Here is a 21,612-nt window from a genome sequence, read left to right as displayed (position 1 = left end):
GCGCGTGATAACACACGACTCGTGTTGTCTACAGCACAGGCTGATGCAGTCGCAGGGGCAGCCGCTATCATTCGCGCATTCGCAAACACTCGACGAGGAGTCAAGCATGGCGAGCAAGAAGGCGGGCAAGTCCGCAAGCAAGAAATCCGCAGGCAAATCGGCTCAGCCGGCGCGCAAGCGCGCCGCGGGCAAGCAGGTCGCGAGCAGCAAGGCGGCGGCGAAGAAAGCCGCCAAGAGCGCGGTCAAGAAGGTGAAGCAGGCCGCGGCCAAGCCGGCGGCGGCGAAGAAGGCCAAGACGGCGGTCGCCAAGAAGGCGGCCGCGGGCAAGACCGCGAAGAAGGCGGTCAAGAAGGCGTCCGCGGCCAAGGTCGCGAAGAAGGTCGCGGGCAAGAAGGCGACAGCCAAGAAGGCTGCGGCCAAGAAGATCGTGAAGAAGGCGGCCAAGCCGGTCGCCGCGAAGAAGCCTGCGGCCAAGAAGACGGCGAAGTCTGTCGCCAAGAAGCCCGTAGCCAAGAAGACGGCGAAGTCCGTCGCCAAGAAGCCGGTCGCCAAGAAGGCGGCGGCGAAGAAGGTCGTCAAGAAAGCAGCGGCCGGCAAGGTCGCCGCGAACAAGGCGGTAGCGGGCAAGGCCGCGGGCAAGAAGGTCGCGGCCGCGCCTGTGTCGAAGCAGGCCGCGGTCAAGCAGGCCGCGCCGAAGCAGGCCGCGCCCAAGCAGGCGCCGCTGAGGAACGCGCCGCAGGGTTCGGCTGCGAAGAAGAACAGCGCGCTCGTCGCGCCGGTGCGTTCGGCGCCGGCGAAGCCGCCGGTCGCCGCGAACGCGAAGGGCGCGGCCGCCAAGTCCGCCCCGACGCAGTCCGTGGTCGCCAAGTCCGCCGCCGGTAAATCCGCTGCCGCGAAACCCGCGGTCGCCAAGCCCGCGGCGTCGAAGCCCGCAACGTCCAAGCCCGCAGCATCCAAGCCCGCAGCCGCCCAGCCTGAGACAGCGAAGCCGGCCGCGGCGGCCGCCAAGCCTGCGGCTGCACCGGCCAAGAAGGCCGCGCAGCCGGCGACGCCGAAGGCCGATGTCGCGGCCGCGCCGAAGCCGGCCGCCGCCAAGCCGGCGCGTCCGCGCACCGAGCCCAAGCCTGCGTCGGCGCCTCAGGACGAGCCGACGCGTTCGGGCGAACTGTTCGCCGAACCCGCCGCCGAACCTGCGGTCGCCGCGCCGGCCAAGCCCAAGGCCGAGCGCAAGCCGAAGCCCAAGCCCGCCGCGCAAGCGGCGGCCGAGGCGCCGTCGTCGCTGCCGGCCGGTTCTCTGGTCGCCGCCGGTGCCGCGGCCGAAGCCGCGGCGCCCGCGTTGCAGTCCGAAACGCACCAGCCCGAGGACGCGGCCGCCGCGCCGAGCGCGGTCGCCCAGGGCGCGGCGGAAACCGCGCTGGAAGCCGGCGCCGACGCGGCTGCGGCCGCCAGCGCCGAAGCGGTCGAATCGTCCGCGGTCGCGGCCGACGCCGCGCACAGCGCCGGCGACGACGAGCCCGTCGCCCACATCACTCCGGAACAGGCGCTGGAAAACACCCGCCGCCTGCTGCAGGCCAAGCAGGACGCCGCGCGCGAACCGCAGCCGTGGCAGCAGCTCGATCCGGGCCACGGCCATGTGCCGGCGCCGGGCCCGCAGTCGGACAGCGCCGCGCACAAGGCCGGCGAACTGCATGCGGCCGAAAGCCGGATGGACGCGATCCAGGGCGAGATCGGCAGCCAGGACCGCCACAACCAGGGCAAGCGCGACAACCGCTGAGGCCCCTGCGGCCGGCATCGCCCGTGCGGCGGTGCCGGCTCCGGCGTGGGTACGCGGCGCGCGGCGCCGCCGTCCGCGCCTTCATCCGCACAGGAACCGACCATGTCCGTCCAGGTGAAACACGACCCCGCGCGCCAGCGCTTCAGCACCGTCGTCGACGGCGTCGAGGCGGAACTGGACTATCAGATGCGCGGCGACCAACTCGTCATCGCCCACACCGGCGTGCCCGACGCCATCGGCGGCCGCGGCATCGCCAGCGACCTGGTCCGCGCCGCGTTCGAGTACGCGCGCGAGGCCGGCTACAAGGTGCGCCCGGCGTGCTCGTATGCGGCGGCGTGGGCCGAGCGGCATCCGGAGTATTCGCAGTTGCTCGCCTGAGCCGGGCCGCGTCTCAGGGCAGAAGCCCCTTCGGGAAAGGCTTCTGCTGTGGGAGATCTGCTGTTGTGGGAGGGACTTCAGCCGCGACGCTCTGGTGCCGGGTCTCGGTAATCGGGCCGCAGAGCGTCGGGGCTGAAGCCCCTCCCGCAAGAGCAGCAGGCCTCCAACAAACGCAAAAGGGCCGCCCCGCAAGCGCGAAACCCCGGCGAAACGGCGTCCGAACCTGAGCCGTCCGCGGCCCGCCGGCCGCGCCGCACTCGCCTTCGCCCCGAGTCTGTGCCAGCCTACGCGCCCCCCACGTCTCCCGCAGGCCGGATTTCCGGCATGCTTCGCCCATGCGCCTGAACAAACACATCAGCGACACCGGTTTCTGCTCCCGCCGCGAGGCCGACCGCCTCATCGCCGAGGGCCGGGTCACCGTCAACGGCGTGCGCGGCCGGGTCGGCAGCGAAGTGGGCGAGGGCGACGAGGTCCGCGTCGACGGCGAAATCCTGCGCGTGCGCGTCGCCGCCAAGGGCAAGCGCCAGCACGTCTACATCGCGCTCAACAAGCCGGTCGGCGTGGTCTGCACCACCGAGTCCGGGGTCAAGGACAACATCGTCGACTTCGTCGGCCACGAGCGCCGGATCTTCCCGATCGGCCGCCTCGACAAGGATTCCGAAGGCCTGATCCTGCTGACCAGCAACGGCGACATCGTCAACGAGATCCTGCGCGCCGAGAACAAGCTGGAAAAGGAATACCTGGTCGCGGTCAACCACGAGGTCACCCCGGAATTCCTGCGCGGCATGGGCCGCGGCGTGCCGATCCACGGCCAGACCACGTTGCCGTGCAAGACCGGCAAGCTCGGCCGCTTCGGCTTCCGCATCGTCCTGGTGCAGGGCCTCAACCGGCAGATCCGCCTGATGGCCGCGCACTTCGGTTTCCGGGTCAAGCAACTGCTGCGCGCGCGCATCGGCAACGTCAAGCTGGGCCATCTCAAGCCGGGCCAATGGCGCAACCTCACCGACGCCGAACTGCAGGGGCTGCTGCCGCAACGCACGCAGTGGTGAACGCCGGGCAAACGCGGGCGCCCACGTCGGCCGCATAGGCGTTCGCGGACGCCGCGGCCTAGATGCCGGCGTCACGCCTTGAGCGATAATGTCGCGCGCAAACCCCACGGACGCACCCCTCGAAAAGGATCGCTGCATGAAGCGCGTCACCGCCGCCGTCTGCCTGTTGGCCCTGGCCCTGGCGGGCTGCAAGAAAGAAGCCGACACGCCCGCGACCAGCCAATCCAGCGCGAACGCGCCGACCGCGGCGCTGCCCGCGCCGGTGGTCGACACGGCCACCGCGCCGGTCGAGCTCAAGGAAGTGGTCGAGACCACGCCGGGCTATGTGGTCGGCATCACCTACACGACCCAGGCGGCCAAGTACCCGGGGCTGGCGCGCGAACTCAAGCGCTACGCCGACGACGCCCGCGCCGAACTCGTCGACGCCGCCAGCGGCCGCACCGCCAAGGACAACCCGTCGCCGTACGAGCTGTCGCTGACCTTCGACGACGTGATCGATTCGCCCGAACTGATGGCGGTGTCGGCCGACGGCAGCAGCTACACCGGCGGCGCCCACGCCGCGCCGCTGATCGCGCGTTTCGTCTGGCTGCCGAAGCAGAACAAGCTGCTGACCGCGCAGGAACTGGTGCCCGAGAAAGCCGGCTGGACCGCGATCTCGCAGTACGTGCGCGAACAGCTGCACTCGGCGCTGTCGCAGCGCATCGACGCCGACGACCTGGCTCCGGCGGTGCGCGCCGAGCAGATCGAGACCGGCGGCCGCATGATCGACGACGGCACCGGCGCCGACCCGGCCAACTTCGCCATGTTCGAACCGGTACGCGGCGCCGACGGCAAGCTCAGCGGGCTCAAGTTCGTGTTCGCGCCGTACGAAGTCGGCCCGTACTCCGACGGCACCCAGACCGTGGAAGTGCCGGCCTCGGTGCTGCTGCCGCATCTGGCGCCGGCGTACCGCGGGATGTTCCTCGGCGGCGTCTGAGCCGCTGGCGGAGGGCCTGAGGGCCCTCTTGCAACCGCCGCAACGCAGCGTTCGCCGCAGGCGACAGGATCGGCATCTCGCGCCGGCGCGGCTTTGCTATCGTCGATCCGCGGCGCGACGGACGCGCCGCCGCAAGCGGCCCGCAGAGCGGGCCGCCAGCCGTCTCAGGACGAGCGTGGCGGGCGCACGACGACGCGTCGTCCGGGCCCGCGCTCCACATCAGCAGGTCGAGCATCCACCGGGCGTTCCCCCGCCCCGAGCACGAGGCCGCCATGTCGCTTGCGTCGCTGCACAAACGAGTCGAAGGATTGCTGGAGCAGGCCGACATCCGCGTCGGCGGCGATCGGCCCTGGGATCTGCAGGTCGAAGACGAGTCGTTCTATTCGCGGGTCATCGCGCAAGGCTCGCTCGGCCTCGGCGAAACCTACATGGACGGCGCCTGGCGCACGCAGTCGCTGGACGGCCTGCTCGAGCGGCTGATGCGCGCCCACGTCGACGAGCAGGTGCACGGCTGGGCGGCGATCCTCGACGGCCTGCGCGCGCACCTGATCAACCTGCAAAGCCACCGCCGCAGCTTCACCGTCGGCGAGCGCCATTACGACCTGGGCAACGATCTGTACCGCGCGATGCTCGGCCAGCGCCTGGTCTACAGCTGCGGTTACTGGCGCGACCGCGAAGGCCGGCCTTTGCGGGATCTGGACTCGGCGCAAGAGGCGAAGCTCGACCTGGTCTGCCGCAAGCTCGGCCTCAAGCCCGGCATGCGCGTGCTCGACATCGGCTGCGGCTGGGGCGAGGCGCTGAAGTTCGCCGCCGAACGCTACGGCATCGTCGGCGTCGGCGTGACCGTCTCGCACGAACAGGCCGAATTCGCCCGCGACCTGTGCCGCGGGCTGCCGGTGGAGATCCGCCTGCAGGATTACCGCGAGCTCGACCAGCGCTTCGACCGGATCTTCTCGCTGGGCATGTTCGAGCACGTCGGGGTCAAGAACTACGCCGCGTATTTCGACGTCGCCCTGCGCTGCCTGGACCGCGACAGCGAGGGCGGCGGGCTGTTCCTGCTGCACAGCATCGGCGGCAACAAATCGGTGAGCCATACCGACCCGTGGATCGCCAAGTACATCTTCCCCAATTCGATGCTGCCGTCGGCGCGGCAGATCGCCGAACACGCCGAGAACCGGTTCGTGATCGAGGACTGGCATAACTTCGGCGCCGATTACGACCTGACTCTGCAGGCCTGGCGCGCCAACGTCGAAGCGGCCTGGGACGCGCTGGATCCGCGCTACGACGAGCGCTTCCGGCGGATGTGGCGGTTCTACCTGGCCGCGTCGATGGCGACCTTCCGCACCCGGCATGCGCAGCTGTGGCAACTGGTGCTGTCGCCGGGCGGGGTGCCCGGCGGGTACGTCGCGCCGCGGTGAGCGGGCGTGGGCGTCGCGGGTGGCCGCGGCGCGGGTGGGGCGGGGTGCGACGTTGGTGCGGATTCGCGGTCGCGGCTCGCGCCGCTCCTACATGGGCTACCTGTAGGAGCGGCGCGAGCCGCGACCGCGTCGTTTCAGGCGCCGGCGCAACCGCAGCCCGCCGGCGCCCCGACGTTTACTCGTGCGCTTCCTGCGCCAGCTTGCTGTGGCGGATGCCGTAGCAGAAATACACCAGCAGCCCCAGCGACACCCAGATCAGGAAGATCAGCCAGGTGATCGCCGCCAGCTCGGCCAGCAGCCAGATCGAGAACGCGATGCCGACGATCGGGATCAGCGGCACCAGCGGGGTGCGGAAGCTGCGCTCCAGGTTCGGCTTGCGCACCCGCAGCACCCACACCGACGCGCAGATGATGATGAAGGCCGAGAGCACGCCGATGTTGACCAGCTTGGCGACCTCGCCGATCGGCAGGAAGCCGGCGACCAGCGCAGTGAACACGCCCAGCGCGATGGTCGGGCGGTGCGGGGTGCCGTACTTGGGATGGATCTTGGCGAACCAGCCCGGCAGCAGGCCGTCGCGCGACAGCGAGAACCAGATCCGCGCCGCGCCGAGCATGAACGCGAACAGCACGCTGGCGATGCCGACCACGGCCGAGAACGCGATGGTCTTGGCGATCCACGGCAGGCCGAGCGCGGCGAAGGCGTCCGACACCGGCGCGTCGCCGCCGAGGGTGGAGTAGTGGGCGATGCCGGTCAGCACCAGCGACACCGCCAGGTACAGCACCATCGACACGCCCAGCGACAGCAGCACCGCGCGCGGCAGGTCGCGCTGCGGGTTCTTGGATTCTTCCGCCGCCGTGGTCAGGGTGTCGTAGCCGAACACCGCGAAGAACACCACCGCCGCGGCCGTGCCCACGCCCTTCCAGCCGAAGTGGCCGACGCCGTTCTCGTCGACGATGCGTTCGGGAATGAACGGCACCCAGTTGGCGGTGTTGATGTAGAACACGCCGACGCCGATCACCAGCACCACCGCCAGCACCTTGATCGTCACGATCAGGGTGTTGAAGCGCGCGCCCCATTCGGTGCGGAACACCAGCAGCGCCGACACCGCCAGGGTCACCAGCGCGGCGATCAGGTTGAACACCCGGCCCTCGCCGGTGCCGTAGGCGCCTTGCGCCCACAGCGGCAGCTCGATGCCGGCGCCTTCCAGCAGCACCTGCACGTAGCCGGACCAGCCGATCGCCACCACCGCGACGATCAGCGCGTATTCCAGCAGCAGGTCCCAGCCGATCAGCCACGCCGCCAGTTCGCCCAAGGTGGCGTAGCTGTAGGTGTAGGCGCTGCCGGTGACCGGGATCATGCCGGCGAACTCGGCGTAGCACAGCGCCGCGGCGGCGCTGGCGATGCCGGCGATGAGGAAGGCCAGCGCCACCGCCGGGCCGGCGTTGGCCGCCGCCTCGTGGCCGGCGAGCACGAACACGCCGACGCCGATGATGCCGCCGATGCCGATGGCGGTGAGCTGCCAGAGCCCGAGCACGCGGCGGAAGTCCGAGCGCTTGCCGGCCTCCGCCTGTAGTTGTTCTACCGATTTGTGCCGCAGGATCTTGGCGACCAGGCTCATCGAGCGCTCCTTCCGAATGACCGCCGAATCATAGCGGCTGCGCGGGCGCGCGGCGGACGGTGGCGCATGGAGACGCACGCGCGGCGGCGCCGGCCCGGCCCGCGGCGGACCGCGGCGGCCCGCGGCGGACCGCGCCGGCTTCACCCGGGCGGCGCCCGGGCGTTGACCAGGGCTAGGCGTCCGGTCCGCGGGCGCGCCGCACGCGGCGGTTCCCCCGCGCTACGCCAGGAGTTTCCATGTCCTATCAATTCATCAATCAGGTCACCCCGGAGCAGTTGCAGCAGCTGACCAACCCGATCCAGGCCTCGTCGGTGATCGAGGAAATCGCCGCGCTCGCCGAGCAGACCATTCCGGCCAAGACCGAGCAGGCCGCGCAGTGGATGAAGCTGTTCGAGCAGTACGGCATCGTCGCCCAGCGCAACAACACCGGCACCACCGGGATCGCCGTGCTGCCCGGCGGCACCGCGTCGCGCGACCGCATCGCCATGACCGTCGCCGACGGCATCGCCACCATCACCGGGGTCAGCGAGGCCGCGGCCTGAGTGCGGGGCCGCGGCGGCGGTCGCGGGGCGGCACCGCCGCCGGCGAATCGCCGCCGCGGCCGTTGCGGGACGAGCGCGGCGCCGGGCGTCGCGCTCGTCTTCGCGGGCCTGAGGAACGGATCGCTCGCGGCGTCCGGTTCGGCTCGGATCGGGCGGGACTGGCGACGCCGGTTTCGCGGACGCTCATCGGCTCGGCGCGATGCGGCCCGTTGCCGCTCGCGCTTCAGGCCCGGCCGGCTCGATCCGTCCGTCCCCGACCCAACGCGCCGCGGGTAGCATGGACGCCGACGCATCCGCCGGAAGGAGGCCGCAGCGCATGGCCATCGCGAGCAAGGGCAGCCGCCGCATCGTCGTCGATGGCCAGAGCTATCGCTGGAGCCTGCGCCCGCGGCCGACCTACGACCAGGGCCTCGGCGCGCCGCTGAGCTTCGCGGTGCAGAGCGCCGACGCCGCGCAAGGCCAGGTGCTGCACGCGACGCTGGACGCGGCGCGGCCGGACGCGTGGCTGCCGGTCGCGAGCGTGCGGGTGACCCCGGCCCAGGTCGGCGAGGCGATCCGGCGCGGCTTGGCCGCAGGCTGGACGCCGACGGCGCCGGGTTCGGCGCTTGCGCTGCATTTTCCGGCGAATTGAGCGCCGGCGCGGCGGCGCTCGCATCGGCTGTCATCGGCGCGCGGCAAGCTGAGCCCACGGCCGCCGTGCAACCCGCCCGGCCACGCTCTAGGATTGCCCGATGCCGCCCCTGAATTTCCCGCGCCGGCCGTTGGCCGCGCTCGCGCTGTTGCTCGCCGCCACCGTCGCCGGTGCGGCCGCGCCCGAACGGACACCGTCCATGCCGCACGCCGCTACGCCCACCGCCGCCCGAACCGGCGCACCGCTCGGCCAGCACGGCCTGATCGTGATCGCCCACCGCGGCGCCAGCGGTTATCGCCCCGAGCACACGCTCGAGGCCTATCGCCTGGCGATCCGCCAGGGCGCCGACTTCATCGAGCCCGACCTGGTCGCGACCCGCGACGGCGAGCTGGTGGTGCGCCACGAAAACGAAATCTCCGGCACCACCGACGTCGCCGCGCATCCCGAGTTCGCCGCGCGCAAGACCCGCAAGACCATCGACGGCGAAACCCTGACCGGCTGGTTCACCGAAGACTTCACCCTGGCCGAACTCAAGACCCTGCGCGCGCGCGAACGCATCGCCCAGATCCGCCCGGGCAATGCACGCTACGACGGCCAGTTCGAGATCGCGACGCTGAAGGAAGTGATCGCGCTGGCCAAGGCCGAAAGCCGCGACGGCCGGGTCATCGGCATCTATCCGGAAACCAAGCACCCGACCTGGTTCGCCAGCGAAGGCAAGCACCTGGACGGCAGCCCGATCGGCATCTCGCTGGGCCGCAAGCTGATCGACACGCTGGTCGCGGAAGGCTTCACCGACCCGCATCGCGTTTATATCCAGAGCTTCGAGGTCGCCAACCTGATCGAGCTCAAGCGCGAGATCATGCCCAAGGCCGGCGTCGACCTGCCGCTGGTGCAACTGTACGGCGATTTCGGCCGCGACACGCCGTACGACATCGTTTACAACCGCCGTACCGGCGCCGACCTCGCGCGCCTTTATGGCGACTTCGGCAAGGCGATTCCCGGCGGGCTGGACAAGGCCACGTTCGGCGCGCTGACCGAGGCCGATGCGCTGGCATGGATGCAGGCGCACTACGCATCGGGCCTGGGCCCGTCCAAGAGCAGCCTGATCGAACGCGCGCCGCTGCCGGCCAAGCGCGACGCCGACGGCGACGGCCACGCGCTGCTGGCGACCCGCAACACCGGCTTCATCCACCCCGTACTCGGCCGCGCGCTGGCGCTGGGCCTGCAGGTGCATCCCTACACCGTGCGCGCCGAAGAACCGTTCCTGACCCAGACCGCCAACGGCGTCGACCAGAGCGCGCTCGGCGAGGCCTTGCAGCTGTATGGGCTCGGCGTGCAGGGGTTCTTCATCGACAACCCCGACATCGGCGTGGCTGCGCGCAAGCTGTTCCTGGAGCAGAGCAAGATCGCGCCGCCGGGGAAGTAAAGCGGTTTCTCCCTGTAGGAGCGGCGCGAGCCGCGACCGCGACAATGCAACTGCGACGAAGGTTGCGGCGTAGTTGCGTTGTCGCGGTCGCGGCTCGCGCCGCTCCTACAGGTAGAGCAACCGCGGCTTATGCGAGCGCGGCATCCAACGTCGCCGCGCAATCGGCTTCGATCTTGAGCGTGGCGATATCGTCCGCGCGGGTCACGCCGCGGTTGAGCAAGGCCAGCGGCAGCCCGGCCTCGCGCGCGGCGCGGGCGAAGCGGAAGCCGGAATAGACCATCAGCGAGGAACCGACCACCAGCATCGCGTCGGCCGCGGCCAGCGCCTGCTGCGCGGCGGCCACGCGCGCGCGCGGGACGTTTTCGCCGAAGAACACCACGTCGGGCTTGAGCATGCCGCCGCAGGCGGCGCACGGCGGGATCTGGAAGCGCTCGAATTCCAGGCCCTCCAGATCGGCGTCGCCGTCGGGCAGGACCGCCGCGTCGAGGTCGCGCCAGTCCGGATTGCGCTGCGCGAGCTCGGCCTGCACCTGCGCGCGCGGCTGGCGCGCGCCGCAGTCCAGGCACACCACTTCGTCGAGGCGGCCGTGCAGGTCGACCACGTCGAGGCTGCCGGCGCGGCTGTGCAGGGCGTCGACGTTCTGGGTCACCAGCGCATGCGCCGGCTCGCGCTGCTGCCAGCGCGCCAGCGCGACGTGGCCGGCGTTGGGCTGCGCGCCGTCGAACGACGGCCAGCCGACGAAGCTGCGCGCCCAGTAGCGCGAACGCGCGCGCGCGTCGCCGGTGAAGGCGCGGTAGTCGATCGGCGGCTTGCGCTGCCACGCGCCGTTCTCGTCGCGGTAATGCGGGATGCCCGAACCGGTGCTGATGCCGGCGCCGGTCAGCACGAACACGCGGCGGTGCGGGCGCAGCCAGTCGTGCAGGCGTTGGGCGGCGTCGGAGGGGGCGGGGGCTTCGGCAGTCATGCGGGGACGGGGCGTCGCGGGGGCTAGGTCGGAGATGGTGGCTTTCGCGGTCGAAGCAAGGCTGTGCGCCCGGTCGCGGTCGCGTGCGCGGCGGCTGCATCCAGGTTCGCCGCCGCATCGCTAGGCTGTGCGGCGGTCTGCAAACGCGAGGCATCGGCTTCGCCGGGATGCCGTGGGTGCGATCCGGTGCCGATCCGCGGCCGCAGCGGCCCGTCAAATCTCCAGCGGATGCAGGATGCGGACCGGCCCCAACGCGGCGCGTTCGGAGTCGCTCAGCTCGGGCGAGTCGTCGTAGAAAACGCTGCCGTAATCGTCGCCCAAGAAGGCCCTGCCTTGGTCCCAGACCACGCACCAACCCGGCGAGGAGCCCGGACCGTGCCGGGTGCCGTCGCACACCGTCCGGCAGCGCAAGACGACCGACAAGTCGCGCGCGATCGCCAGACCGATTTCGTAGTCGTCGCCGCCGGCCAGATTGGTCGCCCCCAGTACGTAGGGAAATTCGCTGGCATTGCATTGCACGTCGAGGAAAATCACCCCGTCGCAATCCTCGTCGATCCCGGCCCAACGCAGCCGCGCCGCCGGCGCGTGCACTGCGAACGCCGCCGCGACGGCGTCGCGCCCGGGTTCCGCGGAGAGGCCGACATAGAACATGCGCGAGGCCGAGGTGGATACGGCGATCAGCAAAGACCAAACCGCCGCGCTTTGCAATTCCCGACTCCCGACTCCCGAATCCCGAATCCCGAATCCCGAATCCCGAATCCCGAAACAAAAAGGCCGCCCGGATCGCTCCGGGCGGCCTGGCTTCCCGCAAACGGGGGGCTTGCGGGTCGCCGGGGGGAGGTCCCAGTGATGCTCAGCGGCGAGGCGTCGGCGCGCGTCCTGCGGCCGCCGCGCTCACCACACCAGACCGGCGCCGATGGTCACGCCGACGTCGCCCTTGGAGTTGCTGTTGCCCGACAGCTTGTACACGTAGCGCCCGTCTTCGCTGATGGTGGAAATGCCGATGGCGAAACCGCTTTCGCCGCGGAAGCTGCTGGCGGCGATCGCCGCCATGCTCTTGCCGGGCATGTACGACTGCGGCAGGCCGGCCACCGCCATCGCCGAGGCGACGCCGGCGCTGGCCTTGTCGTCGAGCCGGCCGATCTCGCTGCGCAGTTGGTTGCCCCAGTTGTCGGTGTACTGGTTGGAAGTGCTGATCGCGCGGTTCACCCCTTCGTTGAGCTGCTGCACATTGACCGCGTCGGTGTTGGCGACGCCGGCACGGACGTTGCGCACGGTCACCGCCGCGCCGCCGTTGTTGAGCGTCACCTGGCTGGTGTTGACGCTGCCGTCGGGATTGCTGTCGTAGCGCACCGTGCCGGTTTGCGAAGCCTTGAGCTGGGCGACGTTGACCGCGTCGTGGTCCTGGCTGCCGGCGGCGACGTTGACGATCTGGCGCTGCTGCGCGGCGTTGCCGACCGACACCGTGTTGGCGCGGTCGGCGAGTGCGCCCTGGCCCAGCGCGACCGCGCCCGAAGCGGTCGCGCTGGCGCTTTCGCCGACTGCGACCGCGTTGGTGGCGCCTGCGGCGATGCTGGAGTTCGCGCCGAGCGCGGTGCTGCCGTCGGCGTTCACGCGCGCGTTGCCGCCGATCGCGGTGTCGTTGGCGCCGGCCGCGTAGCTGTCGCCGCCGACCGCGGTGGCGCGGCTGCCGCCGGCGCTGGCGCTGGCGCCGACCGCGACCGCGCGCGAGCCGGCCGCGACCGAGGCGTTGCCGGTGCCGTCGATGGCGACGCGCGGATCGGGCGTGGTCGCCGGCGGCAGGTTGTCGATGCGGTTGTTGAGGTTGGTCAGGCTCGCGTCGACCGCGGCGAATGCTGCGCCGATGTCGCTGTAGCTGCCGCCCTGCACGCTGTAGTTCGGCGCGCCGAAGCTGCCGCCGTTGAACAGCGAGCCGCCGCCGAAGATCGAGGCGATGGAGTCGCCCATCGTCGCGATCTGCCCGCCGTTGACCGCCTGCAGGCTGCCGGCGGCGATCTGCCCGGCGGCGAGGTTGTCGAGCGTGGTACCGGTGCCGGCCGGCCCGCGCAGCGTGATCGCGGCGTAGTCGGGATTGCCCGTGCCGTCGTCGTCGTACTGCACGGCGAAGGCGTTGCCGGCGCTCTGGCCGTTGTCGAGCGCGGTCAGCGCGGCGCCGACGTCGGTGTAGCTGGTGCCGGCGATGACGTAGTTCGGTGCGGTGAACGTTCCGCCGGCATTGAACGCGGCGCCGCCGCCGAAGATGTTGGCGATGCCGGTGCCGAGGCCGAACGCCTGCCCGCCGTTGATCGCCTGCAGACTGCCGGCGGCGATCTGCCCGCCGGCGAGGTTGTCGAGGACCGTGCCGGTGCCGGCCGGCCCGCGCAGGGTGATCGCGGCGTAGTTCGGATTGCCGGCGCCGTCGTCGTCGTACCGCACGGCGAAGGCGTTGCCGGCGCTCTGGCCGTTGTCGAGCGCGCTCAACGCGGAGCCGACATTGGTGTAAGTGTTTCCGCCGATGACGTAGTTCGGCGCGGTGAACGTTCCGCCGGCGTTGAACGCGGCGCCGCCGCCGAAAATATTGGCGATGCCAGTGCCGAGACCGAACATTTGGCCGCCGTTGATCGCCTGCAGGCTGCCGGCGGCGATCTGCCCGGCGGCGACGTTGCCGAGGGTCGTGCCGGTGCCGGCCGGCCCGCGCAAAGTGATCGCGGCGTAATTCGGATTGCCGGCGCCGTCGTCGTCGTACTGCACCGCGAACGCGTCCAGCGCCTGGGCGTTGCCGTTGAGCGCGGCCAGCGCGGCGCCGACGTTGTTGTAGCCGTTGCCGGCGATGACGTAGTTCGGCGCGGTCACCGTGCCGTCGGCCGCGACCGCGGCGCCGCCGCCGAGCCGTTGCGCGTTGGACTGGCTGATCGCGAAGATCTGCGCGCCGTTGATCGCCTGGGTGCTGCCGGCGTTGACCGCGCCGGCGCGCAGGTTGCTCAGGGTGGTGCCGCCGGCGCCCTGCAAGGTGACGCTTTGCAGGTTCGGCGAGCCGCCCGCGTCGTCGTACTTGACCGCGAACGGGTCGCTGGCCGCGGTGGCCAGCGCGCCCTGCAACTGGGCGAGGTTGACCGCGTCGGTGCCGACGCTGCCCGGGGCGAGGTTGGTCAGTTTGCGGGTCGCGCCGGCCGCGCCGATCGACACTTCGCCGGTCGAGGTTTGCGATGCGGCCAGCCCGAAGGCGGTATAGCCGATCTGCGCGCCGACCGCGGTCGACGAGCCCGCGCCGAGGGCGACGCTGTTGGCGTGGGTCGAGGTCGCGCCGAAGCCGAGGAGGGTCTGGCGGTCGGCGTTGCCGAAGCTGTTGTCGCCGATCACCACCGAGTTGCCGAGGCGCGCGGCGTAGTTGGTGTCGGGTCCGCCGGTGAAGCCGGCCTGCGCGGCGCTGATGGTCGGCAGCTGGTGGCGGGCGTTGGTGCCCATGACGATGGTGTTGGAGCCGTTGGCGTAGCTGCCGTCGCCGATCAGCACCTGGTTGTTCTGCGCGGCGTTGGTGCGCCAGGTGCAGGCCACGCCGATGACCACGCACGAGGCGTTGTTGTTGTTGCCGGTGTAGTTGCTGTCCTGGAACTGGATGTAGCTGTCCGAATGCACCGCGCCGATCAGGGTCAGGTGGTTGGCGGGCTGGTTGCCGTCCAGGTCGACCGCGTTGGGCAACTGGACCAGGTTGAGGATCAGCGACAGGTACGAGTAATTGAAGTTGGCGCGGTCGATGGTCAGGCAGCCGGTGCCGAGCAGGCCGCAGGATTGGTAGTCGTTGCCGAGCAGCCAGTTCTGCAGATAGCCGACCAGGCCGGGCAGGGTGTTGTTGAGCGCCGGCGGCGGTTCGATGATGCTCATCGGCGAGACCAAGCCGCCGTCTAAGGCGCTGGCCGAACGCCAGGTGTCGGCGTTGGGCATGCCGTCGAACACCAGCGGCAGCAGCGGCGCGGGGCTCGCGAAGGCGTCGTCGGTCTTGTCGGCGGCCGGCGCGGTTTCGCCGCTCGCGGTCGGTTCGGCGCTTTGGCCGGCCGAAGCGGCGGAGGAATCGCCCGCCGCGGTCTCGGCCGCAACGGCCGGATGCGCGAGCAGGGCCAGGGCTACGCAGCCGGCGAGCAGGCTGGCGCGCAGGGCAGGGGCGCGCGGCAGGGCGCGGGCAGGGTCGGTGTCGGGGCGGAAGGGAAGGGTGCGGACGTGCGGTTGGCGCAGAATCATGGCGGCCTCCGTCGTGATCGGTACGAACCGATCGGCATCGCGGGCGCCAGGCGCACAGCGCGGCCGCGTCGCGGCCATCGTCGAAAGTCCCTGATTCCCCCGATGCCGGCGGCCGCCCGGGTTCGCTGGCGCGAGCGGCGCATCGGCGATTGCAGGCTAGGCAGCGCGCGCGGACAACGCACTCATGCTGGTTCACGCTCGCTCACTTGCGATCACCGTCGCATTACGCATGGGCACGTGCGACGCGCGCGATGCGGCGTTCGCGTCGTCGATGCGTGGCCGCAGCCATCGCCGAAAACGCCGACGGCGGCCGTAGCCGCCGTCGTTCCGTATCGCCGCGCGGGCCTGCGCCCGGCAGCGCGCCTCAGCCGTTGGCTCTCACGATCGTGCACAGGTAGCCCATCCCGCGCACCGCGCGCAGCGGCAACGGCAGCGGACTCATCAGCGCGACCTTCTTGCGCAGGCGGTAGATCAGCATCTCCAGCCGGTGCGGATCGAAGTCGTAGACGTCGTTGGTCAGCGAACCGATCAGGCTGTCGTGCGAGACCGGATGGCCGCCCGCGCCGGTGTTGACCAGGCGCAGCAGCACGCTGCGCTCGGGCGCGCTGAGGTCGATGCTGGCGCCGTCGGGCGTGCGCAGGGTCCAGCCGTCCAGGGCCAGTTCCCATTCCGGCTGGCCGCCGCCGGCGCGCGTCGGCAACGCGCGCATGTGGTGCTGCAGGCTGTGCATCGCGGTGACCACGGTGGCCAGGCCGTCGAGGTCGACCGGCTTGCGGAAGCAGGCGTCGGCGATCTCGTGGTAGCCGTCGGACTGGCCGCCGTAACCGGCGTCGGCATCGAGCACGATGATGCCGATGTCCGAATGCTGGCGCAGGTGCAGGGCGACGTTGCGCGGGTTGTCGTCGGGCAGGTCGCTGGCGATGACCGCGATGTCGCACGGCGCGCTCAGCAGGTTGCGGTACAACGCGGTGGCGTTGGCGCATTCGACGATGGCGAACTGACGGGTCAGCAGCGAGTGCTGGATTTGCTGGCGCAGGTTCGGGTCGCGTTCGACGACGGCGACCCGTCGGCTGTTGCGGTGATCGACGCCGTTGAGGCCGGCGCCGGGGTGGACTGGTGAAATGGCGGCCATCCTGATGTCCCCTGTTGAATCGAACTCCAAGCTGTTTCTGCATGCAGAAACAGTGCCGTCGATATCCAATATCAGGTTAGTGGGGGTCCATTGGAATCTAATGTGACATAAATCGACGTTCGCAAAAAGTCCACTAAAAACAGGTAATTAATGCTCAATATTTAGATCGTGATAACGGATCGAATGTGGTCCTTGTGCGCTCCAACGCAAGAAGGGCGACGCACCGGACACGGTACGCCGCCCTTCTGCGCGAAACCGGTGTTAACCGGCCTCGCGGGTCTCAGCAGGGGTTGCGAAACTTATTTCGCCTTGGCCGGCTTGGCCGCCGGGGCGGTCAGGCCGCGGCGCTCCAGCAGCGGCTGGATCTGCGGCTCGTGGCCGGAGAAATCGCGGAACAGCTGCAACGCGTCCTTGCTGCCGCCGCGCGAGAGCAGGGTGGCGCGGAAGCGGTCGCCGTTCTCGCGGGTCAGGCCGCCGTGCTGCTTGATCCATTCCACGGTGTTGGCGTCGAGCACCTCCGACCAGATGTACGCGTAATAGCCGGCCGCATAACCGCCCATGATGTGGCTGAAATAGGTGGTGCGGTAACGCGGCGGCACCGGCGGGTAGTAAATGCCGTCCTTCTTGAGCGAGGCGGTCTCGAACGCGACCACGTCCTTGGCCGCCGGCACCTTCGACAGGTCGCCGATCTGGTGGTAGTTCTGGTCCAGCATCGCCGCGCCGAGGTATTCGGTGGTGGTGAAGCCCTGGTTGAACTTCGACGCCGCCAGCACCTTGTCCAGCAATTCCTTCGGCATCGGCTGGCCGTTCTGGTAGTGCTTGGCGTAGTTGGCCAGCACCGACGGCCAGTCGGCCCACATCTCGTTGACCTGCGAGGGGAACTCGACGAAGTCGCGCGGCACGCTGGTGCCCGAGAAATACGGGTACTTCACGTTCGAGAACATGCCGTGCAGGGCATGGCCGAACTCATGGAACATCGTGGTGACCTCGTCCCAGGTCATCAGCGTCGGCTTGCCGGCCGGCGGCTTGGGGATGTTGAGGTGGTTGGCCACGACCGGCAGGGTGCCGAACAGTTCCGACTGCTCGACGTAGGAGTTCATCCACGCGCCGCCGCGCTTGGAATCGCGCGCGTACATGTCGGCGATGAAGATCGCCAACTGCTTGCCGTTGGAATCGAACACGTCGTAGGCGGTGACGTCGTCGCGGTACAGCGGCAGGTCGGTGCGCTGCTTGAACTTCAGGCCGTAGAGCTGGCCGGCGGCGTAGAACACGCCGTTTTCGAGCACGTTCTTCATTTCGAAGTAGGGCTTGAGCTCGGCTTCGTCGAAGGCGAACTTTTCCTTGCGCACCTTCTCGGCGTAGAACGCCCAGTCCCACGGCTCGAGCTGGAAGCTCTTTTCGCCCTTGGCGGCCTGTTCCTTGTCGATCATCGCCTGCAGGTCGGCGGCTTCGCGCTTGGCGTTGGCGACCGCGGCCGGGGCGAGCTGGCCGAGCATCTTGTTGACCGCTTCCGGCGACTTGGCGGTTTCGTCCTCGAGCACGTAGGCCGCGTAGTTCGGGTAGCCCATGATCTTGGCGCGTTCGGCGCGCAGGGCGACGACCTTGGACACGATCGCGGTGTTGTCCCACTCGTTGCCGCGGCTGCCGCGGATCACCGAGGCCTTGTGCAGCTTCTCGCGCAGCGCGCGGTTGGTCAGGTCGGTTTCCGGCGGCTGGCCGGTGGTGTTGAGCAGGGTCAGCAGGTACTTGCCTTCCAGCTTGCGGCCCTTGGCGGCTTCGGCCGCGGCGGCGATGCGCTCGTCGGACAGGCCGGCCAGTTCTTCCTTGGTGTCGACCACGATGGCCGAATCCTGCACTTCCTTGAGCACGTTCTTGCTGAAGTTCGCGCCCAGTTCGGCCAGTTCGCCGTTGATCGCCTTGACCCGGGTCTTCTGCGCTTCGCTGAGGTTGGCGCCGGCGCGGACGAAGTCGGAGTGGTAGCGCTCGATCAGGCGCACGCCCTCGGCGTCCAGGCCCAGCGAAGCGCGCTTCTCATACAGATCTTTGATCCGCGCGAACAGCTTCGGATTCAGCGAGATCGCGTCGCGGTGCGCGGCCAGCTTCGGCGCGTACTGCTGCTGCAGCTTTTCGCGGTTCGCGTTGGTGTCGGTGCCGACCAGGTTGAAGAAGGTCGAGACCGAGCGGTTGAGGATCTGGCCCGAACGCTCCATCGCCAGGATGGTGTTGTCGAACGTGGCCGGCTCGGGGTTGTCGGCGATGGCGGCGACTTCCTTGAGCTGGTCGGCCATGCCGCGATCGAAGGCCGGCGCGAAGTCGCTGTCCTTGATCTTGTCGAACTGCGGGAACTGCAGCGGCAGCGGGCTCGGCTGGAAGAACGGATTCGCGCTCGGCTTGGCGGTATCGGCGGTGAATTTCACGGTCTTGTCGGTCTTGGCCTGGGCCTGGGCATTGTGGGCCAGGCTGGGGACGGTGGCGATCAGGGCCACGGCCAGCGCCACGGCGAGCGGGTGCTTCATATGCTTCAACCTCGTCAAAGGGAACCTCGAAGCCTACCCGATGGGCCGGTGGCGAGCCCATGACGAAAGGCATGGCCGCCGCCGCGACGGCCGCGGCGGCGGCGAAACCCACCGATCGCGCATGACCAACCGCCCGGGTAGGGCCGGGGCGGGCCGGTTTACACTCGGGCCCACCTCACGCAGGAGACGCCAGGATGGGCCGGATGCCGACAGGAATCGCAAAAACGCATGAGGCGCCGGCGGGAGCGCGGCGATGAGCGCCCCCACCGCGCAGGCCTTCGTGCCGATGGTCCACGTCGCCAGCGTCGCCCGCGCCGCCGAGTATTACGCCTTGCTCGGTTTCGCCATGGGCAACGTCCACCGCGTGCCCGAGTGCGGCGACGAGCCGGTCTGGGCCTGGATGCAGAGCTCCGGCGGCGCCGAGTTCATGCTCGTGCGCGCCGACGGCCCGGTCGACGACAGCGTCCAGGCGGTGCTGTTCTACGTCTACTGCGACGACGTCGTCGCGATGCGCGAGCGCCTGCTCGCGGCCGGCTTCGAGGCCGGGCCGATGGGCTATCCGTTCTACCGGCCGCACGGCGAATTCCGCGCCCGCGATCCCGACGGCTATGTGCTGATGATCACCCACAGCCGCGACTGACCCCGCGGCTGGCTGCATTTCTCTCCTTTCCTTCCATCCTCCAGGGCTCTCCTCGATGACTCTCCTGCGCCATTCCCTGCCGCGCCGCACCCTGGCCCTGGGCCTGCTGTTGAGCTTCAGCGCCACCGCGCTGGCGGCCGAAACCACGCGCTACCTGGCCCTGGTCGACGGCGGCAAGCAGGCCGGCCAGCAAGTGGTGACCCGCGCCGACGACGGCAGCTATACCGTCGATTTCGTGTTCAAGGACAACGGCCGCGGCCCCGAGCTCAAGGAGACCTACACCCTGGCCGAGGACGGCACCTACCGCCGTTACGCGGTGCAGGGCACCTCGACCTTCGGCGCCAAGGTCGAGGAAAGCTTCGAGCGCGACGGCGACACCGTGCGCTGGAAGAGCAAGTCCGACCACGGCGAGCTCAAGGTCTCCGGCACCGGCCTGTACTCGCCGCTCGGCGGCACCCCGGCCGGGATGTCGGTGGCGCTGGGCGCGCTGGCCAAGCGCGGCGACGGCACCCTGCCGCTGCTGCCGGGCGGCAGCCTCAGCGCGCGCAAGCTCGGCACCGCCCAGGTCAGCCGCGACGGCAAAAGCCAGACCGTGCAATTGCTGGCGCTGACCGGGCAGGGCTTCACCCCCAACTTCGTCTGGGCCACCGACGAGGCCCAGCCGCGGATGTTCGCGCTGATCTATCCCGGCTTCCTGCAACTGATCGAAGACGGCTGGCAGGCCAACGCCGCGGCGCTGGAAACCCGGCAGAAAGCCGCCGAAGGCGAGCTGCTGGTGGACCTGCGCAAGAAGCTCGGCCACGACTTCGCCGGCGCCACCCTGATCCGCGACGTGCGCGTGTTCGACAGCGAGAAGGCGAGCCTCGGCGCGCCGACCGACGTGCTGGTGCGCGACGGCAAGATCGTGTCGATCGGCAAGGCCGGCAAGGACGTCAAGCCCGCGCGCACGGTCGAGGGCAAGGGCAAGACCCTGATGCCGGGTTTGTTCGACATGCACGGCCACGTTTCGCGCTGGGACGGCGGCCTCAACATCGCCGCCGGCGTGACCACGGTGCGCGACATGGGCAACGACAACGCCACGCTGCAGCAGATGATCGGCGAGATCAAGGACGGCACGCTGATGTCGCCGAACGTGGTCCCGGCCGGCTTCATCGAAGGCGAGAGCGACTACTCCGCGCGCAACGGCTTCGTCATCAAGAACCTCGACGAAGCCAAGAAGGCGGTGGACTGGTATTCCGAACACGGCTACCCGCAGATCAAGATCTACAATTCCTTCCCCAAGGCGGTGCTGCGCGACACCGTCGCCTACGCGCACAGCAAGGGCATGCGGGTCAGCGGGCACGTGCCGGCGTTCCTGCGCGCGCAGGACGTGGTCGACCAGGGCTTCGACGAGATCCAGCACATCAACCAGCTGCTGCTGAACTTCTTCGTCGACGACAAGACCGACACGCGCACCTTGCAGCGCTTCTATCTGGTCGCCGAGAAGACCGCCGGACTGGACCTGGATTCCAAGCCGGTGCAGGACTTCATCAACACCTTGGCGACGAAGAAGATCGCGATCGATCCGACCCTGGCGACGTTCGAGTTCCTGCACCAGCGCGAAGGCGAGCTGTCGCCGATCTTCGCCGCGGTCGACGCGCACCTGCCGCCGGACGTGCAGCGCGGCCGCCGCGCGGCGGAGATGAACATTCCCGACGACGCGACATGGCAGCGCTACAACAAGTCCTACGACAAGGCGGTGGAGTTCGTCGGCCGCGCCTACAAGGCCGGCGTGCCGCTGTTGGCCGGCACCGACGAGGTTCCGGGCTTCACCTTGCAGCACGAGCTGGCGCTGTACGTGCGCGCCGGCCTGACCCCGGCGCAGGCGCTGCAGGTGGCGACCTGGAACGCGGCCAAGGTCGCGCGGGTCGACGGCGACCGCGGTTCGGTCGCGGCGGGCAAGCGCTCGGACTTGATCCTGATCGATGGCGATCCGACGCGGGATATCGGCGATCTGCGCAAGGTTTCGTTGGTGCTGCAGGGGCAGACGGCGTACTACCCGAGCGAGGTGTATGCGGAGCTGGGGGTGAAGCCGTTCGCGCCTGCCGCGAAGGTGGTTGCGGCGAAGTAAACGCGGTTGCGCAGCCCTCACCCCAACCCTCTCCCGCTAGCGGGAGAGGGGGCAGGGTGCTGGCGCCTGACTCATCTTCGCTCTCCGCCATTGCGCTCTGAAGCCCCTCTCCCGCTAGCGGGAGAGGGGTTGGGGTGAGGGCCGCCAGAGGCCGTTAACTCTCTGGGCCCAATAGGGATTCCCCCAGCTTGCGCCCATTCGA

16 protein-coding genes and 2 pseudogenes are annotated in these 21,612 nt (G+C 69.7%); 11 read left to right on the top strand and 7 right to left on the bottom strand.

Annotated features, from left to right (window positions below):
- Positions 1-43: 43 nt before the first annotated feature.
- From JHW38_RS06530 to JHW38_RS25890, 3 genes and pseudogenes are all read left to right on the top strand, one after another.
- On the top strand, positions 44-1,774 hold the full coding sequence (locus tag JHW38_RS06530; protein WP_207525175.1) for a hypothetical protein: 1,731 nt from the start codon (positions 44-46) through the stop codon (positions 1,772-1,774).
- Between the two features lie 102 nt (positions 1,775-1,876).
- Positions 1,877-2,152 carry a GNAT family N-acetyltransferase gene (locus tag JHW38_RS06525; protein ID WP_207525174.1) on the top strand — a complete coding sequence of 92 codons (276 nt, stop codon included), beginning with the start codon at positions 1,877-1,879 and terminating at the stop codon, positions 2,150-2,152.
- Positions 2,092-2,301 (top strand): annotated as a pseudogene (locus tag JHW38_RS25890) (DUF6053 domain-containing protein); the annotation flags it as partial. The gene JHW38_RS06525 and the pseudogene JHW38_RS25890, both read left to right, overlap by 61 nt.
- Here JHW38_RS25890 and JHW38_RS25885 read toward each other — a convergent pair.
- Positions 2,220-2,489: pseudogene (locus tag JHW38_RS25885) on the bottom strand (DUF6053 domain-containing protein); the annotation flags it as partial. The pseudogenes JHW38_RS25890 and JHW38_RS25885 sit on opposite strands and share 82 nt — an antisense overlap.
- On the opposite strand from JHW38_RS25885, the gene JHW38_RS06520 reads away from it, so the two are divergent.
- The 3 genes from JHW38_RS06520 to cfa all read left to right on the top strand — a co-directional run bounded on the left by JHW38_RS06520 (position 2,488) and on the right by cfa (position 5,595).
- Entirely contained in the window at positions 2,488-3,201 is a 714-nt protein-coding gene (locus JHW38_RS06520) for a pseudouridine synthase (protein WP_207525173.1), read from the top strand. The pseudogene JHW38_RS25885 and the gene JHW38_RS06520 overlap by 2 nt on opposite strands.
- A gap of 136 nt (positions 3,202-3,337) precedes the next feature.
- Positions 3,338-4,177: a DUF3298 and DUF4163 domain-containing protein gene (locus JHW38_RS06515; protein WP_207525172.1), complete on the top strand. Its 840-nt coding sequence runs from the start codon at positions 3,338-3,340 to the stop codon at positions 4,175-4,177.
- Positions 4,178-4,449: 272 nt separating this feature from the next.
- Positions 4,450-5,595, top strand: a complete 1,146-nt coding sequence (gene cfa, locus JHW38_RS06510; protein WP_207525171.1) for a cyclopropane fatty acyl phospholipid synthase — start codon at positions 4,450-4,452, stop codon at positions 5,593-5,595.
- Between the two features lie 175 nt (positions 5,596-5,770).
- Here cfa and JHW38_RS06505 read toward each other — a convergent pair whose 3' ends face one another.
- Positions 5,771-7,213 carry an amino acid permease gene (locus JHW38_RS06505; RefSeq protein ID WP_207525170.1) on the bottom strand — a complete coding sequence of 481 codons (1,443 nt, stop codon included), beginning with the start codon at positions 7,211-7,213 and terminating at the stop codon, positions 5,771-5,773.
- A 236-nt stretch (positions 7,214-7,449) separates the two neighbouring features.
- Here JHW38_RS06505 and JHW38_RS06500 point away from each other — a divergent pair, with 236 nt between their 5' ends.
- The 3 genes from JHW38_RS06500 (at position 7,450) to JHW38_RS06490 (ending at position 9,812) form a co-directional block, all read left to right on the top strand.
- Positions 7,450-7,755: a hypothetical protein gene (locus tag JHW38_RS06500; RefSeq protein WP_207525169.1), complete on the top strand. Its 306-nt coding sequence runs from the start codon at positions 7,450-7,452 to the stop codon at positions 7,753-7,755.
- Positions 7,756-8,071: 316 nt separating this feature from the next.
- Positions 8,072-8,386, top strand: a complete 315-nt coding sequence (locus JHW38_RS06495) for a hypothetical protein (protein WP_207525168.1) — start codon at positions 8,072-8,074, stop codon at positions 8,384-8,386.
- A 100-nt stretch (positions 8,387-8,486) separates the two neighbouring features.
- Entirely contained in the window at positions 8,487-9,812 is a 1,326-nt protein-coding gene (locus JHW38_RS06490; RefSeq protein WP_242691242.1) for a glycerophosphodiester phosphodiesterase family protein, read from the top strand.
- Positions 9,813-9,939: 127 nt separating this feature from the next.
- Here the strand turns inward: JHW38_RS06490 and JHW38_RS06485 are convergent, their stop codons facing one another.
- The 5 genes from JHW38_RS06485 to JHW38_RS06465 all read right to left on the bottom strand — a co-directional run bounded on the left by JHW38_RS06485 (position 9,940) and on the right by JHW38_RS06465 (position 18,660).
- A complete protein-coding gene (locus tag JHW38_RS06485; protein ID WP_207525167.1) occupies positions 9,940-10,776 on the bottom strand; it encodes an NAD-dependent protein deacetylase in 837 nt (278 codons plus the stop codon).
- Positions 10,777-10,989: 213 nt separating this feature from the next.
- On the bottom strand, positions 10,990-11,460 hold the full coding sequence (locus JHW38_RS06480) for a hypothetical protein (RefSeq protein ID WP_207525166.1): 471 nt from the start codon (positions 11,458-11,460) through the stop codon (positions 10,990-10,992).
- Between the two features lie 210 nt (positions 11,461-11,670).
- Positions 11,671-15,012, bottom strand: a complete 3,342-nt coding sequence (locus tag JHW38_RS06475) for a YadA family autotransporter adhesin (protein WP_207525165.1) — start codon at positions 15,010-15,012, stop codon at positions 11,671-11,673.
- Positions 15,013-15,376: 364 nt separating this feature from the next.
- Positions 15,377-16,144 (bottom strand): response regulator transcription factor, encoded by a 768-nt coding sequence (locus tag JHW38_RS06470; protein ID WP_207525164.1) that lies wholly within the window; start codon positions 16,142-16,144, stop codon positions 15,377-15,379.
- Between the two features lie 299 nt (positions 16,145-16,443).
- On the bottom strand, positions 16,444-18,660 hold the full coding sequence (locus tag JHW38_RS06465) for a M3 family metallopeptidase (protein ID WP_207525163.1): 2,217 nt from the start codon (positions 18,658-18,660) through the stop codon (positions 16,444-16,446).
- Positions 18,661-18,913: 253 nt separating this feature from the next.
- On the opposite strand from JHW38_RS06465, the gene JHW38_RS06460 reads away from it, so the two are divergent.
- Positions 18,914-19,300, top strand: a complete 387-nt coding sequence (locus tag JHW38_RS06460; RefSeq protein ID WP_207525162.1) for a VOC family protein — start codon at positions 18,914-18,916, stop codon at positions 19,298-19,300.
- A 55-nt stretch (positions 19,301-19,355) separates the two neighbouring features.
- Complete coding sequence (locus JHW38_RS06455) at positions 19,356-21,410, top strand: amidohydrolase family protein (RefSeq protein WP_207525161.1); 2,055 nt, start codon at positions 19,356-19,358, stop codon at positions 21,408-21,410.
- The last annotated feature ends 202 nt before the right edge of the window (positions 21,411-21,612 follow it).

Source organism: Lysobacter enzymogenes (assembly GCF_017355525.1).
GTDB lineage: Bacteria > Pseudomonadota > Gammaproteobacteria > Xanthomonadales > Xanthomonadaceae > Lysobacter > Lysobacter enzymogenes_C.
The sequence above is the reverse complement of the archived record's forward strand: the minus strand, read 5'-3'. Positions and strand labels throughout refer to the sequence as shown.

Bases quoted from the DNA above. Each gene is read 5' to 3' on its own strand.
- JHW38_RS06460 (WP_207525162.1), top strand. From the start codon at position 18,914: ATGAGCGCCCCCACCGCGCAGGCCTTCGTGCCGATGGTCCACGTCGCC.
- JHW38_RS06505 (WP_207525170.1), bottom strand. From the start codon at position 7,213: ATGAGCCTGGTCGCCAAGATCCTGCGGCACAAATCGGTAGAACAACTA.
- JHW38_RS06485 (WP_207525167.1), bottom strand. From the start codon at position 10,776: ATGACTGCCGAAGCCCCCGCCCCCTCCGACGCCGCCCAACGCCTGCAC.
- JHW38_RS06470 (WP_207525164.1), bottom strand. From the start codon at position 16,144: ATGGCCGCCATTTCACCAGTCCACCCCGGCGCCGGCCTCAACGGCGTC.
- cfa (WP_207525171.1), top strand. From the start codon at position 4,450: ATGTCGCTTGCGTCGCTGCACAAACGAGTCGAAGGATTGCTGGAGCAG.
- JHW38_RS06475 (WP_207525165.1), bottom strand. From the start codon at position 15,012: ATGATTCTGCGCCAACCGCACGTCCGCACCCTTCCCTTCCGCCCCGAC.
- JHW38_RS06465 (WP_207525163.1), bottom strand. From the start codon at position 18,660: ATGAAGCACCCGCTCGCCGTGGCGCTGGCCGTGGCCCTGATCGCCACC.
- JHW38_RS06490 (WP_242691242.1), top strand. From the start codon at position 8,487: ATGCCGCCCCTGAATTTCCCGCGCCGGCCGTTGGCCGCGCTCGCGCTG.
- JHW38_RS06495 (WP_207525168.1), top strand. From the start codon at position 8,072: ATGGCCATCGCGAGCAAGGGCAGCCGCCGCATCGTCGTCGATGGCCAG.
- JHW38_RS06530 (WP_207525175.1), top strand. From the start codon at position 44: ATGCAGTCGCAGGGGCAGCCGCTATCATTCGCGCATTCGCAAACACTC.
- JHW38_RS06500 (WP_207525169.1), top strand. From the start codon at position 7,450: ATGTCCTATCAATTCATCAATCAGGTCACCCCGGAGCAGTTGCAGCAG.
- JHW38_RS06515 (WP_207525172.1), top strand. From the start codon at position 3,338: ATGAAGCGCGTCACCGCCGCCGTCTGCCTGTTGGCCCTGGCCCTGGCG.
- JHW38_RS06455 (WP_207525161.1), top strand. From the start codon at position 19,356: ATGACTCTCCTGCGCCATTCCCTGCCGCGCCGCACCCTGGCCCTGGGC.
- JHW38_RS06525 (WP_207525174.1), top strand. From the start codon at position 1,877: ATGTCCGTCCAGGTGAAACACGACCCCGCGCGCCAGCGCTTCAGCACC.
- JHW38_RS06520 (WP_207525173.1), top strand. From the start codon at position 2,488: ATGCGCCTGAACAAACACATCAGCGACACCGGTTTCTGCTCCCGCCGC.